Raw genomic sequence first — 13,655 nt, 5'->3', positions numbered from 1 at the left:
ACATCACATATCCGAATTCGCTGGGCTGTCCATCTGGACATTCTGGCTACAGAATTTCTTGACGACCATAGAGCATTGGAACCACCTGATCCCATCCCGAACTCAGTAGTGAAACGATGCATCGCCGATGGTAGTGTGGGGTTTCCCCATGTGAGAGTAGGTCATCGTCAAGATTCATTTCGCAAAACCCCTATCTGCGCATGCAGGTAGGGGTTTTGTCTTTCTCACGCCGTTGTCCCGGGCTGCGACAATATTACCGCCCTCACAACGTGACTTTCCCTCGGCTACCCTTCGTCAAGGCTTAGGTCCGGGGCATCCCTGCCCCTCGACCTGGCGATGCCAGCGCACCGTGCTGCGCATTTCTGGACTTCCACCGTCCCATCACTTGAGGTAGCAAGCAAGATGGCCAAGGCCGCCGATGTCGTTGTGCAATGCCTGGAAAACGAAGGTGTCGAGTATGTATTCGGCATCCCTGGCGAGGAAAACCTCGACCTGCTCGAATCCCTGCGCAAGTCGAAGATCAAACTGGTACTGACCCGTCACGAGCAGTCTGCAGGCTTCATGGCGGCTACCTACGGCCGCCTGACCGGCAAGACCGACGTCAGCCTGTCGACCCTCGGCCCGGGTGCCACCAACCTGGTAACGGCCAGCGCCTATGCCTACCTGGGCGGCATGCCGATGATGATGATCACCGGCCAGAAGCCGATCAAGAAGTCCAAGCAGGGCCGCTTCCAGATCATCGACGTGTGCGGCATGATGGACCCCATCACCAAGTACACCCACCAGTTCGCTTCGGCCGACAACATCCCCTCGCGCATGCGTGAAGCCTTCCGCCTGGCTGAAGAAGAAAAGCCGGGTGCCGTGCACCTGGAACTGCCGGAAGACATCGCCGCCGAGCAGACCGACGCGCTGCCGATCCCGCGCAGCCTGCACCGCCGCCCATTGGCCGAGCACGTGGCCATCGAAGCAGCGATTGAAAAGCTACACAAAGCCCGCAGTCCGATTTTGGTTATCGGCGCCGGTGCCAACCGCAAGATGACCGCCAAGGTCCTCAAGCAACTGATCGACAAGACCGGCATCCCGTTCATCACTACCCAGCTGGGTAAAGGTGTGGTCGATGAGCGCCACCCACGCTTCCTGGGTAACGCTGCGCTGTCGTCCGGCGATTTCGTGCACCGTGCGATCGAAGCGGCGGACCTGATCGTCAACATCGGCCACGATGTGATCGAGAAGCCGCCGTTCTTCATGGTGCGTGGCGGCACCGAAGTCATCCATATCAACTTCCGTTCCGCCGAAGTCGATGCCGTGTACTTCCCGCAGGTTGAAGTGATCGGTGACATCGCCAACGCCGTGTGGCAGATCGCTGAAGGCCTGGGCGACACTTCGCACTGGGACTTCACCCGCCTCATGGCGATTCGTGAAGCCAACGAAGCCCAGATCGCCGAAGGCGCCGACGATGACCGCTTCCCGGTCTACCCACAGCGCCTGGTGGCCGACATTCGTCGCGTGCTGCCGTCCGAAGGCATCGTGGCCCTGGACAACGGCATCTACAAGATCTGGTTCGCCCGTAACTACAAGGCGCACAAGCCGAACACCGTGCTGCTGGACAACGCCCTGGCGACCATGGGCGCTGGCTTGCCATCGGCCATGGCTGCACACCTGGTCTACCCGGATCGCCCGGTGATTTCGGTGTGCGGTGACGGCGGCTTCATGATGAACAGCCAGGAGCTGGAAACCGCCGTGCGTCTGGGCATGCACATCACCGTGGTGATCCTGCGTGACGACGGCTACGGCATGATCCGCTGGAAGCAGGCCAACATGGGCTTCACCGATTTCGGCCTGGACTACGGCAACCCGGACTTCGTCAAGTATGCCGAAGCCTACGGCGCTAATGGCCACCGTGTGGAAAGCGCCGACGGCCTGCTGCCGCTGCTGGAGCACTGCATCAAGACCCCAGGCGTGCACGTGATCGACTGCCCGGTCGACTACAGCGAAAACGACCGCATCCTCAACAGCGAGCTGCGTGAGCGCGCGCTGGCGGTGTAAACAGATCCACAAGCCCTTCATAGGGCCAGCAGGCGCAGGGAGCTTATGATCCTGCGTCAGCTGGCTGTGGGCAATCACTCCTTCCCGCTCTTTATCCTAGGGCGTTTCCCACTCACTCCTCTCCAAGATCCTTCAACTGCTTGAGAATCGCCCGACTGTCTCTCCCAACCCCAACCCCGCTCTACTGGCGACCTTCCAAAACAACCACAAAAAGGAAGTCGCCATGTCCGAACATTGCCCCCCCGTCAGCCCTGTCCGTATCGCTGTCATCCAGTACGACCCACAAGTCGGGCTAGAGTACTGCGATGGCAACCTGAGCAGAGGCCTGGCACTGGCCCGGCGTGCGGTGCGTGAAGGTGCCAATCTGATCGTGCTGCCCGAGCTGGCCAACACCGGGTACACCTTTCACTCCCGTGCCGAGGCCTATGCCCATGCCGAAACGTTGCAGGCGGGCCGCAGCCTGAAAGCCTGGGCTGATTTCGCCAGGGAATATCAGGTGTACCTGGCAGCAGGATTCGCCGAGCGGGAGGGCTTTAAGCTCTACGACAGCGCCGTATTGTTTGGCCCCGACGGCCTGCTTGGCCACTATCGCAAGGCCCACCTGTGGAACCAGGAAAAGCTCTGGTTCACCCCTGGCGACCTCGGCTTCCCTGTATTCGAGACGCCAATCGGCCGTATCGGCCTGCTGATCTGCTGGGACATCTGGTTCCCTGAAGTGCCACGGCTCATGGCAGCGCAAGGGGCAGACATCATATGCAGCTTGAACAATTGGGTGTGGACACCGCCTCCACTGTTCGATGAAACAGGGCGTTGCATGGCGTCGTATCTGACCATGACAGCCGCGCATGTGAACAATGTCTACATCGCCGCCGCAAACCGTATCGGCAGTGAGCGAGGAGGGCGCTTTCTCGGTTGTTCGTTGATTGCCGGAACCAACGGTTGGCCCATTGGTGCTGTGGCCAGTGCGGAGGAGGAAAGCATTGTCTACGCCGATGTCGACCTCAGCAGCGCGCGTTCAGCGCCGATCTGGAGCAGCCTCAACGACCTGCAGCGTGATCGCCGTACCGACCTCTACGATGCTGCGCTTGGCTACCGCCTGCATGCGCCTATGCCACGCTGAGGATCCGCACATGAAGCCATTACTGCTGCCCAATCGGCAGCACGCCCCCGTGCTGATCTTCACCTGCCTGGCAATGCTGCTGGCAGCCAGTCTTGCGTTAGGCCCGTGGCCAGACTACGGGCAACTGGCGGCGACACTGGACCAACCGCTGAGTCGTTTGCGCTGGATAGTGGGCGATATCAGCGAGGTCGCATTCTACAAGCATGAGCTGCCTGCGCTGGGCTTGCTGCTAGGCGCCAGCCTGGCACATTGGGCCCATCTTCGGGGGTACCGCTGGCAGGGTTTTGCCATCTGCTATGGAAGCGGACTGTGGCCATGGGTGTTCACCAGCTCGCTGATGGGCCTTTTACTTAGCCATGCCTTGTGGGGATGGACCTTGGCCAGTGGTACCTGGCAACCAACGTTCGTGGCCTTCGTGTCGTTGCCGGCAGCCATGGTGCTGTTGTATGGGGCGGGCTGGCGTGTGGCGATAGCAGGCGCATTGCTGGGGGCATTACTGGTAACCCCGGCGAGTCTGCTGCTGGTCAACTACCTGTGCTACCCCCTGCAGTTGCCTGTGGTTATCGGCAACGTGGGTGGAATGGCCGTGGCAAGTGCCGCCGCTTTCCTGCTGTGCAAGCGCTACCCGTCATGGGTCCGTCAAAGCCACGAACCCGACGTTGTGAAGCCTGTGGCCAGCCAGCCATCCTACGGTGTGATCTGGACTTTGCGGCGTGTACTGGCCGATTTCAGTGAAGCCCCCTTCTTTGGCAATGAGCTGGCCAGTCTGGGTCTCCTACTGGGTTTGTTACTGGCTTACCTGTTGGCCCCGGCAGCACCTGCATACGGTTCAATGTTGGCGTTGCACATACTGGCCGGACAGGTCTTGGCATCCTTGGTCGGGGTCGTATTCTGGCGCGGCCAGTGGCAAGCCCGGGGGTGGTATCCGACTTATATTCCGATTGTCTCGATCGTGCCGGCCGCCGTGCTGACGCATGGCGGTAGTTGGCAAGTCATTGTGGCCAGTGCAGTGCTGGGGGCCCTGGTGGCTCCGCCGCTGGCAGTGGCGATCACGCAGCGGTTGCCGGGTTATGTGCATGGCTACATCGGCAACGTGGTGTCGATGGCGATCAGCACGTTGGGAATCGTACCGCTGATCGGGTTACTGGTGGGGGGAGAAGGATGATTGAGCATTCGGACCTGCCCAAGCTGTCGATCGCCAGTTTGGGCGGGACGGTCAGCATGCAGGCTACAGCGGGTGGGTGTGGCGTAACGCCCACCCTGGACTGTGAGCAGCAACTGCTTCAGGTACCGCAGTTGCGCGAAATGGCGCAGTTGACTGTAACGTCATTGAGCCTGGTCCCCAGTGCATCGCTCAGCTTCAACGCGTTGCTGGAAGTACTGGCCTGGGCTCGCTGCGAAGTCGAGGGCGGTGCCCGGGCCGTGATACTGACCCAAGGCACCGACAGCCTTGAGGAAACGGCCTATTTCCTTGACCTGCTCTGGCCATTCGATGCGCCTTTGGTGATGACCGGTGCAATGCGCTCGCCCAGCCAGCCGGGCAACGATGGCCCGGCCAACCTTCTGGCTGCGGCCCAGGTTGCATTGGCACGAGGCAGCGGTGGGCGTGGTGTGCTGGTGGTGATGAATGATCAGATCCATCGTGCGACAAAGGTTCGCAAGACAGCCAGCCTGGCGATAGCGGCATTCGACTCGCCTGGTTTCGGTCCTGTGGGGGAAGTTGTAGAAGGTGTTGCAACCTACCGCCATCCCCCAGACAGGCGGGAGGTACTCCCGCTACCGGGGCGTACCGACCAGCGCGTCATCCTGCTGGAGGCGTGCCTGGACGCCGACACTGTATTGCTGCAGGCTCTGCCCGCATTGCGCTACGACGGGCTGGTCATCGCCGGGTTCGGCGCCGGCCATGTTTCCGGCAATTGGTCTGATGTTCTGGAGCACATGACGCCAACCCTGCCAGTCATTGTCGCCACTCGTACAGGTGAGGGGGCTACAGCCCGCGCAACATACGGTTTTTCCGGCTCCGAGATCGACTTGCAGAAAAAAGGTGTGCACATGGCCGGGCACCTCTGCCCGCGCAAGTGCCGCATCTTGCTGTGGCTGCTGATTGGCGCCGACCGGCAGCATGAGTTGCCGGGTTGGCTGCCCACCTGAGGAAATTTGCCCGTGCAGTGCCTTGCACGGGCAACCCTTCAAGCATTGCTGTGCTAGGGTGCACACACTTTTGCTAGCAAGGATTCCCTGCCCGATGCTCCCGCCACTCAGCGAAAAAGAACTGCACCGCCTCGAAGACCTGTTGATCACTTACGGCAACGACTACTCGGTACTAAACCTGGCCGAGCTCAATGGCTTTTTCACTGCGCTGGCTAGCTCGCCGACCACGGTCACCCCTGAGCACTGGCTGCCGGCAGTGGCAGGTGGCAAGGTGCCCAAGTTCAAGAAACCGGCCCATGAAGAAGCCTACGTGGCATTGCTGCTGCGGTATGCCGGCCAGGTAGCTGAACAGTTGGGCGACCACATCGATCAGTTCGAGCCGCTGTTCGAGGAGACAGAAGACGAGCAGGGCACCGTGGTCGTGATGGAAGAATGGTGCTTCGGCTACATGCGCGCCACCCAGATCGCCAACTGGGAAGCTTTACCGCCGGAGCAGGACCAGTTGCTCAAAGCCATCTCTTTGCACGGGCTGGAGGATAACTTCGAGCTGCTGGACCAGATGAGCGAAGCGGATATCCAGGCTTGTGTGCCCAAGGTGATCGAAGCTGCGCGTGATTTGTACCGCTACTTCAAGAAGCCGCACTGAGGCACACGGGCTCGGTTGCTGCGGTACTTGCCGGGGCCGCACTGCTGATCCGTCAGCAAACGCCCGAAAAACGCAGACTGTTGTTTGTCATGGGCGGTTGATTATTCCATCTGGCGAAATTATGGTTTCCCCCGCGCACCGATTCTGCTGCCAGTCGAATCAGTGCAGCATGTGCTCCATCAGCCCAATCCGGTGCTGACCAGGAGCCAAGCCCATGTCGAACCCGATCAAACTCTACAACTTCCCCAAGTCCGGCCATGCCCACCGCATCGAGCTGATGCTTTCGCTGCTCAACCTGCCTACCGAGCTGGTGTTCGTTGACCTGGCCAAAGGTGCGCACAAGCAGCCGGACTTCCTGGCCCTCAACCCGTTCGGGCAGGTACCGGTCATCGATGACAACGGCACGGTGATCGCAGACTCCAACGCAATCCTCGTTTACCTCGCCAAAAAATATGACAACGGCACCTGGCTACCCGAAGCGCCAGCCGCTGCCGCCCGTGTACAACGCTGGTTGTCGGTCGCTGCAGGCCCGCTGGCCTTTGGCCCGGCCGCTGCACGCCTGGTGACCGTGTTCGGCGCTTCGTTCAACACTGACGAAGTGATTACCCGGGCGCACACCCTGCTCAAGGTGATTGATGCCGAACTGGCCAAGTCGCCGTTCCTGGCAGGCGACACGCCGACCATCGCCGACGTCGCCAACTACTCCTACATCGCCCACGCACCGGAGGGCAACGTGTCGCTGGAGCCGTATGCCAACGTACGTAGCTGGCTGGCGCGGATCGAGGCATTGCCGGGCTTCGTACCGATGCCCCGCACTGTCATCGGGCTGCAGACCAGCGTCTGATCCCCTGCGAGGAACGCCACCATGCAACAGTCCCCCGATCACCGCCCCTCGCCTTGGCATGCGGGCGAGAAAACCCTGCAGGAAAAGGTCGGAGTAGCAGAGCGCATGGAGGCGTTCGGGCAAAAGGTCATTCGTGACTACATGCCCGACCAGCACCGCACGTTCTACCACCAGTTGCCGTTCATGGTGGCGGCCAGCGTAGACGCTCAGGGGCGGCCCTGGGCGACGCTGCTGGAAGGGCCGGAAGGTTTCGTCAGTTCGCCCAACCCACGCCAGTTGACGATTGACACCAGGCTAGCGGCCGATGACCCGGCGACCCCTGGGTTGGTCGCCGGGCAGGCAATCGGCCTGCTGGGCATCGAACTGCACACCCGCCGGCGCAACCGCCTCAACGGGCAGATCCGCCAGGCGGTCGCAGGGCAATTGCAGGTGACGGTAGAGCAGTCGTTCGGCAACTGCCCGCAATACATCCAGTTACGCGACTACACGCGCGTCGCCGAACCGGCCCAGGGGCGCATCGATGCGACATTCCTGGATGCCACGACCGCCAGTATGATCCAGTCTGCCGACACCTTCTTCGTCGCCAGCTATGTCGAGCATGACACCGGTCAGCGCTCGGTGGATGTGTCCCACCGAGGCGGTCGGCCAGGATTCGTCAGGGTCCAAGGCAATACGCTGACCATCCCCGACTACGCCGGTAACCTGCACTTCAACACCTTGGGCAACTTGTTGGTCAACCCGAGGGCAGGTTTGCTGTTCATCGACTTCAGTAACGGCAACGTGCTGCAGGTGGGCGGGCGTGCCGAGGTGCTGCTGGAAAGCCCGGCCATCCAGGCGTTCGAAGGTGCAGAGCGGCTGTGGACGCTGGAGGTCGACCAGGTGGTGTGGCGGCCGGCTGCGGTTTCCCTGCGCTGGGCCTTCAAGGCGTACGCCCCCACCAGCCTGATGACCGGTACCTGGGCCGAGGCCGATGCGCGTTTGCAGCAACGTCAGCAGCAGCGCCAATGGCAAGCCTGGCGGGTGCTGCGGGTAGAGCAGGAGAGCCGCGATATCCGTTCGTTCTACCTCCAGCCGCCCAACGGTACCGCTGTGGCGTTTGCACCCGGGCAACATGTACCGGTGCAGGTCAAGCGCGACGGTGAGGCACCGCTTATCCGCACCTACAGCTTGTCCAGCGCACCTTCCGACGGCTATTGGCGCATCAGCGTCAAAGCCCAGGGCCCGGTTTCCCGCCACCTGCATGCGCGCATCGCGCCAGGCGATGTGCTTGACGTTCGCCCACCCATGGGCAGTTTCACGCTCGACATACAGAGCACGCGGCCGTTGGTGCTGATTGGCGCTGGCGTAGGCATTACGCCGTTGCTGGCCATGCTGCGTGAGCAATTGAGCCATGGGCAGGCCCGGGCTATCCACGTGTTCCAGGGGGCGCGTAGCCTGGCCGACCTGCCGTTCAGGCAGGAGCTGGCGAGTCTGCAGCAACGGGCCGAGGGCTTGCTGCACATTCATCGCGCCCTGAGCCAGCCGGAAAGCCATGCGCTGCTTGGGCGGGATTACGAGTTTGCCGGGCGCCTGGGCATCGGGCAGGTCAAGGCGACGCTGGCACTGGACGACTACGAGTTCTACCTGTGCGGACCGGGCAGTTTTACCCAGGACTTGTATGAAGGGTTGCGCGGCGTGCATGTGCCGGATGCGCGGATTCACGCAGAAGCGTTTGGGCCGTCGACGTTGCGCCGGCACACGCACGCCGACCAGCCCGCCTTGCAGCAGCCACCCGCTGCCAGCGAGCCAGTACCGGTGTACTTTGCGGCGTCGGCCAAGGAGGCGCGCTGGGCACCCGGCGGCGGTACCTTGCTGGAGCTGGCCGAGGCGCGCGGGCTGGCGCCGGAGTTCAGCTGCCGGGGTGGCTCGTGTGGTACCTGCAAGACCAGACTGGTGAGTGGCCAGGTGCATTACCCGAATCCACCGGCAGAGCTACCGGAGGCGGGGTCGGTGTTGATCTGTTGTGCCGTGCCGGCGCAGGTGCAGGCGGGGGTACAGGCCCTGGTGCTGGACATCTGATACACCAGCCCCGCCTCCTCGCGGGCAGCAGAAAATACCCAGATGAATAATAATCCCGACACCTCATGCCCCCAGGAGCTCGCATGGACCAGATCCACCTGATGAAGGTATTCGTCGCCGTAGGTGAGCTGGAAAGCTTCGCCGCTGCTGCCCGCCGCCTGGCCATCTCCCCGGCCGCCGTCACCCGTGCCGTCAGCGCCCTGGAGGAGCAGCTGGGGGTCAAGCTGCTGCTGCGTACCACTCGCAGCGTGCGCCTGACCGAGGCAGGCGGCCGCTACCTGGAGGACACCCGGCATATCCTGGCCAGCATTCACGAGGCCAACGAAGCGGCGGCCGGCATCAATGCCACACCCAAGGGCGACCTGGCGGTGACTGCACCGATCCTGTTCGGCAAGAATTTCGTCATGCCCAGCATCGTTCGCTACCTGCAGCAGTATCCGCAAGTCGACGTCGCCGCCTACTTTCTCGACCGCGTGGTGAACCTGGTCGAGGAAGGCATGGATGTGGCCGTGCGCATCGGCCCGTTGCCCGACTCCGGGTTGAAGGCCCTGCGGGTCGGTCAGGTCCGGCGCATGTTGTGCGCTGCGCCCGACTACCTGGCGCGCCACGGTGTGCCCAGGCACCCCTCTGACCTGGCCGGGCATGCGGTGATCGGTACCACCAACCTGTCCCCCCGAGCCGGCTGGCGCTTTGGCGTGACCGATGAGCCGACTTTGGTGCGCATGAAACCGCGGCTGACGGTGACCAGCAATGATGGGGCTATCGCTGCGGCCTGCGGTGGCTTCGGGATTGCCCGTTTATTGTCATACCAGGTGGCTGATGAACTGGCGAGCGGGCAGTTGCAGGTGATTCTGGCCGAGTATGAGGAAGCACCCTGGCCGATTCACATACTGCACCGCGAGAGCAAGTACGGGTCGGCCAAGGTCAGAACCTTCATCGACATGCTGGCGCAGGCGCTGCGGGACCAGCAGCTGGAGTGAGCACGTAGCGCCTACAACGCGTTACAACGCTTGGTACTGCATGCTGAACCCCAGGCTCATCGTGTCACCCTGTTGCAACAGCCTCAGCCCGGGCCGGCCGGGCAGGTGATGGGCGTTGACCGGGTGGCTGACCGGCTCGAAGCAGAAGAAGCCTTGCCCCAGCGGGCAGAACAGCAAGAAGTGCTCCGCCCCGCTGGCGCGACAGGCCAGCCGGTAGCCAGCCCCCGGCTGTTCGATCACACAGTGCCCCGGCCAGCCACTGAAGGCGTGGTCGACCAGCGTCTCGGGCAGGTGGCCCAGTGCTTCGAACCGCCACGGCTCGGGCACCGTGGCCTGATACGACGGCAAGCGCCCAGCCTCGGCCAGCCACACCTGGCGCGCGGGCGCAGACAGCCTGGTAGCCGGGTAGCGCGGAAAATAAGGGTGCAGGCCCAACCCATACCAGTTGGCCGAATCATCCCGGTGCGTCACATGCAGGTCCAGGGTCAGGCAGCCTTCATGCAGGTGTATATCCAGCGCGGCCTGGTAGGCGAAGGGTACGGTACTGTCCAGCGTCAGCCGTGCGCGCTGTTCGCTGTGATGCGCAACGTGCCAGGCTTGCTGCCAGGCGCTGCCATGAATGGGATAGGGGTCGTGCTCGGTATTCGGCGCCAACGCCTGCCAGCCCTGCGGCCGGGCATAACCACCCTCGGCAACCCGATTGTACCAAGGCGCCAGTGGGTAGCAAGCCAGCCGCCTGGGCGCGGCGCTGGCCAAGGCAGCTGCGTCGGAGTGGCGCAGCAGTGCCTGCCCGGTTGCCTTGACCTGCCAGTTGACCAGGCTGGCACCCAATTCCGGCGCCAGGCTCAGGCGGGTCAGGCGGTCCTGCAGGTGCAGTGTGGTCACAGCCATGCAAGGTTCCTCTGGAGCAGAGCGATCAATTGGCCCGCCGGTAAGTCAGCAGCACGATGCCGCATACCACCACGGCGCCGCCGAGCAATTGCAGCGGGCCCAGTTGCTGGTCGAGCAGGGCCCAACCCAGCAGTAAAGTTGCGATGGGTTCGACGTTCATCACCGGGGCGTTTTGCGCCATGTTCAGCCTGGGTACGCAGACGAACAGCAAGCTGAACGCCAGCCCGTACAGCAGCACCAGGCTGGCCAGCGCCACCCAGCCACTGCTGCTGCCCGGCAGCGACAAACCGGCCGGCATCACCCCGCTGGCGCCCGCGAGCAGCATGCTGGAGAACACGATCAGCAGGGTCAGCAGGCTGCGTACCGGGCCCCGCACGCTAGCCAGCTTGTGGTCGGTGATCCACAACGCGCATGCAAAGGCACAAGCGGCGCCGAAGGCCAGGCTGACCCCCTGCCCCCAGTGCGGGTTGCCCGCACCGCTGTCGGCCAGGCGTGCCGGCACATCCAGCGCCAACACCAGGCCGCATAGGATCAAGCCCATGAACAGCACGGTGCGGCCAGTGGGGCGCGCACCGCCCAGCGCCCAGGTCAGCAACGCCAGCAGCATCGGGAAGGTATTGCCCACCAGCAAGGCCAGGGCCACCGGAATGCGCGCCACCGCCGAATAAAGGCACAGGCTCTGGGTGGCGATGAGCAAGCCAAGCAGCAGTTGCCAGCGGTGGGTGCCAGCGGGCAGCGCCAGCGCCTGGCGTTGCCACAGCAGTACCCCGGCCAGCACCAGGAAGGTGAGGCCGGAACGGCAGAGTATGGCCAGCAGCACGCCGGTGCCGTCATCGAAGGCGATGCGTGCGGCGATGTGGTTACCGGCGAATGAGCAGGCAAGCAGAGCCAGCAGGGCGATGGCCAGCTTGCGCGGGAACAGCGGGGGAGCAGAGGAGGGGACAGCCATGTGCAGGATCCGTTTGCAGGTAGGGCCAAGGGGGCTGCTCAGCACCCCATCGCCGGCAAGCCAGCTCCTACAGGACAGCACCGCTGTTAGGCTTGCGCAATACCTGTGGGAGCTGGCTTGCCGGCGATGGGCCGCAAAGCGGCCCCGCTTTTATTTACAGCACCACGCTAGGCAGCCACAGCGAAATGGCCGGAATGTAGGTCACCGCCATCAGCACCAGGAACAGTGCCAGGTAGAACGGCACCATCGCCTTGACCGTCGATTCGATACTCACCTTGCCCACCGCCGAGCCGACGAACAACACGGCGCCCACCGGCGGTGTGATCAGGCCAATCCCCAGGTTCACCAGCATGATCATGCCGAAATGCACCGGGTCCACGCCGATGCCGGTGATCACCGGCAACAGGATCGGCGTAAGGATCAGGATCAGCGGCGCCATGTCCATCACCGTGCCCAGCAGCAGCAACATGAAGTTGATGCACATCAGGATCACATAGCGGTTGTCCGACAGGGTGAGGAACGCCGTGGTGATCTTCGATGGAATCTGCATCAGCGTCATCACGTAGCCAAAGCTGGCCGCGAAGCCGATCAATATCATCACGATCGAGATGGTGCGCACCGTGCGGTGCATCAGCGTGGGCAGGTCGCGCCACTTGTAGTCACGGTAGATGAACATGGTCACGAAGAATGACCAGACGACCGCCACGGCTGCCGACTCGGTCGCAGTGAACACGCCCGAGAGGATACCGCCCAGGATGATCACCATGGCCATCAGGCCCCACAGTGCCTCACCGGCAATCTTCAGCGCCTGGCGCAGCGGGATGACCTCACCCTTGGGGTAGTTGCGCTTCTTGGCGAACAGCAGGCACAGGCCCATCATCACCGCGCTCAGCAGCAACCCCGGCATTACCCCGGCCATGAACAGCGAGGCGATCGAGACCGTGCCGCCCGCCGCCAGCGAGTACAGCACCGAGTTGTGGCTGGGCGGGGTCAGCAGCGCCTGTACCGAGCCGCTGACCGTCACGGCGGTAGAGAACTCGCGCGGGTAGCCTTTGCGCTCCATCTCCGGGATCAGCACCGAGCCCACCGAGGCGGTGTCTGCCACCGACGAGCCTGAAATTGCACCAAAGAACGTCGAGGCCATGATGTTGACCAGCGAAAGGCCGCCGCGCACGAAACCCACCAGCACCCCGGCAAAGGCCACCAGCCGCCGTGACATGCCGCCTTCGGCCATGATGGCGCCGGCCAGCACGAAGAACGGAATGGCCAGCAGCGAGAATTTGTTAACCCCGCTGGCCACCTGGATCATCATCGCTTGCAGCGGTATGTCGATCCACCAGGCGCCGATCAGCGCCGAAAGGCCCAAGGCATAGGCCACGGGCATGCCCAGCAGGATGAGCGCAATGAAACTGCCCAACAGAATGAACGCATCCATTTACGCCGCTCCTTCGTTTTCTTCCAGTTGGTCGAAGCGCACCACTTTGCGGTGGCTCTGGTCGCCCAGCAGGAGTTTTTCCAGCACAAATACCAAGGTCAGCACGCCACCTACCGGGATCGGCGCATAGGTCATGCCCACCCGCACACTGGGCAGGGAGGCCAGAAACTGGTTCCAGGTGGTGATGCACAGCTGGGTGCCGTACCAGGTCATGAACAGGCACACCAGAACCATCAGCACCTGCACCAGCAGGGCCACCAGCCGGCGCTGCAGCGGTGGCAGGCGGTCGGTGATCATCGCCACCGCCATGTGCGCCCCGGCGCGGTAGCTGGCGGCGGCGCCAACGAAGGTGAACACCACCATCAGCAAGATGGCCACTGGCTCTGGCCAGCTGGCCCCGGTGCCGAGTACATAGCGGGCGAAGATGCCCCACGGGATGATCAGCGACATGCTCAGGATCGACAGGCCGGCGACCCAGATACAGGCGCGGTACAACGTGTCGTTGGCACGCAGAAAGAGGTTTTTCATGGGCATC

At 62.9% G+C, this 13,655-nt stretch carries 12 protein-coding genes and 1 rRNA gene; 9 read left to right on the top strand and 4 right to left on the bottom strand.

The window, feature by feature from the left end; genetic code table 11:
- The first annotated feature begins 57 nt into the window (after window positions 1-57).
- From rrf to ACF8SD_RS17555, 9 genes are all read left to right on the top strand, one after another.
- Window positions 58-173 (top strand): 5S ribosomal RNA (rrf, locus tag ACF8SD_RS17595).
- Window positions 174-402: 229 nt separating this feature from the next.
- Window positions 403-2,046, top strand: coding sequence for an acetolactate synthase large subunit (locus tag ACF8SD_RS17590; RefSeq protein WP_392484554.1), 1,644 nt, complete (start codon window positions 403-405; stop codon window positions 2,044-2,046).
- 223 nt (window positions 2,047-2,269) lie between these two features.
- Entirely contained in the window at window positions 2,270-3,166 is an 897-nt protein-coding gene (locus ACF8SD_RS17585) for a nitrilase family protein (protein ID WP_392484553.1), read from the top strand.
- Window positions 3,167-3,176: 10 nt separating this feature from the next.
- Window positions 3,177-4,331, top strand: a complete 1,155-nt coding sequence (locus tag ACF8SD_RS17580) for a hypothetical protein (RefSeq protein ID WP_029885572.1) — start codon at window positions 3,177-3,179, stop codon at window positions 4,329-4,331.
- Window positions 4,328-5,317: an asparaginase gene (locus ACF8SD_RS17575; RefSeq protein WP_392484552.1), complete on the top strand. Its 990-nt coding sequence runs from the start codon at window positions 4,328-4,330 to the stop codon at window positions 5,315-5,317. The genes ACF8SD_RS17580 and ACF8SD_RS17575 overlap by 4 nt, the downstream gene beginning before the upstream one ends.
- 94 nt (window positions 5,318-5,411) lie before the next feature.
- The gene (locus ACF8SD_RS17570) at window positions 5,412-5,963 is read left to right on the top strand and encodes a UPF0149 family protein (RefSeq protein WP_392484551.1); all 552 of its coding nucleotides are present in this window, start codon (window positions 5,412-5,414) and stop codon (window positions 5,961-5,963) included.
- Between the two features lie 214 nt (window positions 5,964-6,177).
- A complete protein-coding gene (locus tag ACF8SD_RS17565) occupies window positions 6,178-6,807 on the top strand; it encodes a glutathione S-transferase family protein (protein WP_029885569.1) in 630 nt (209 codons plus the stop codon).
- A gap of 21 nt (window positions 6,808-6,828) precedes the next feature.
- Window positions 6,829-8,865, top strand: coding sequence for a pyridoxamine 5'-phosphate oxidase family protein (locus tag ACF8SD_RS17560; RefSeq protein ID WP_392484550.1), 2,037 nt, complete (start codon window positions 6,829-6,831; stop codon window positions 8,863-8,865).
- An 83-nt stretch (window positions 8,866-8,948) separates the two neighbouring features.
- Window positions 8,949-9,845: a LysR family transcriptional regulator gene (locus ACF8SD_RS17555; RefSeq protein ID WP_392484549.1), complete on the top strand. Its 897-nt coding sequence runs from the start codon at window positions 8,949-8,951 to the stop codon at window positions 9,843-9,845.
- 21 nt (window positions 9,846-9,866) lie between these two features.
- On the opposite strand, the gene ACF8SD_RS17550 is transcribed toward ACF8SD_RS17555, so the two are convergent.
- From ACF8SD_RS17550 to ACF8SD_RS17535, 4 genes are all read right to left on the bottom strand, one after another.
- Window positions 9,867-10,736, bottom strand: a complete 870-nt coding sequence (locus ACF8SD_RS17550) for an aldose 1-epimerase (RefSeq protein WP_392484548.1) — start codon at window positions 10,734-10,736, stop codon at window positions 9,867-9,869.
- Between the two features lie 25 nt (window positions 10,737-10,761).
- Window positions 10,762-11,685, bottom strand: coding sequence for an EamA family transporter (locus ACF8SD_RS17545; protein ID WP_173890799.1), 924 nt, complete (start codon window positions 11,683-11,685; stop codon window positions 10,762-10,764).
- A 154-nt stretch (window positions 11,686-11,839) separates the two neighbouring features.
- The gene (locus ACF8SD_RS17540) at window positions 11,840-13,120 is read right to left on the bottom strand and encodes a TRAP transporter large permease (protein WP_173890798.1); all 1,281 of its coding nucleotides are present in this window, start codon (window positions 13,118-13,120) and stop codon (window positions 11,840-11,842) included.
- Complete coding sequence (locus ACF8SD_RS17535) at window positions 13,121-13,648, bottom strand: TRAP transporter small permease (RefSeq protein ID WP_173890797.1); 528 nt, start codon at window positions 13,646-13,648, stop codon at window positions 13,121-13,123.
- Window positions 13,649-13,655: the final 7 nt, after the last annotated feature.

It is taken from the genome of Pseudomonas sp. CJQ_9 (assembly GCF_043106615.1).
GTDB lineage: Bacteria > Pseudomonadota > Gammaproteobacteria > Pseudomonadales > Pseudomonadaceae > Aquipseudomonas > Aquipseudomonas juntendi.
The sequence above is the reverse complement of the archived record's forward strand: the minus strand, read 5'-3'. Positions and strand labels throughout refer to the sequence as shown.